Origin of the sequence: Vibrio sp. vnigr-6D03 (assembly GCF_002835515.1) — a bacterium.
Classification (GTDB): Bacteria; Pseudomonadota; Gammaproteobacteria; order Enterobacterales; family Vibrionaceae; genus Vibrio; species Vibrio penaeicida.
In genome coordinates this window covers 1-655 of record NZ_PIZL01000018.1, presented here as the reverse complement: position 1 = coordinate 655, position 655 = coordinate 1, and the positions used below count along the sequence as shown (strand labels likewise).

Genomic DNA, 655 nt, shown 5'->3' with positions numbered 1-655 from the left:
GGTTTAAGCTGGCGTTATGCTCAAGAGGCAAAATGGATACTAAAAAGTTTGATGGAATTGTATTGATGGGACCTTTTGGTGCTGGTAAGTCTTATTTAGGTAGGTTCTTGCACCATGAAAAAATCGGAACTTATTCAGAGTTGGAGCCAGTTTTATACGAAAAATTTTCAGATGGCGATGATTTGGATACTGAAAAGGCTTCAGCTTTCATTAGGCAGTATTATTTCAACAGTCTTTCTTCCTCAGAAATCAATATGCCGATTTTTGAATCTACGGGTCTGGTTCAGCGCCCATTACTACTTGAAGTTATGAAGCAATACGAATTAGCTCTAGTAAAAGTGGTTGTTTCAAAAGAGGTAAGTTTGGAAAGGGTCGCCAAAAGAAATGCTGGAAGTCATACTGTTATTGAGCCGAGCCAAGTAAGCGAGTTTTACGATAACTGGATGCAAAATGTCGCCAATCGATACAAATTTTCAGTGGAAGTTGATGGTTCAGATGTTCATTCTGCTGCAGAGCTAATTAAGTTATGTATACAAAATAAATAGTTAGGGTTGATTTTGAGCATAACAAAAGCTTCAAACCGACAAACAACGCGTGGCATTTTTAGTTTGCGGTGAATTTAGTGTTTAAGGCGTAATGCAGCAGCTTGTTTTGT

General features: G+C 38.0%; 1 protein-coding gene. It reads left to right on the top strand.

Features of this window, described 5'->3' with window-relative positions; all coding sequences use genetic code 11:
• A partial coding sequence (locus CW749_RS14470) for a hypothetical protein (RefSeq protein ID WP_237322449.1) occupies positions 1-545 on the top strand: 545 nt, incomplete at its 5' end.
• Positions 546-655: the final 110 nt, after the last annotated feature.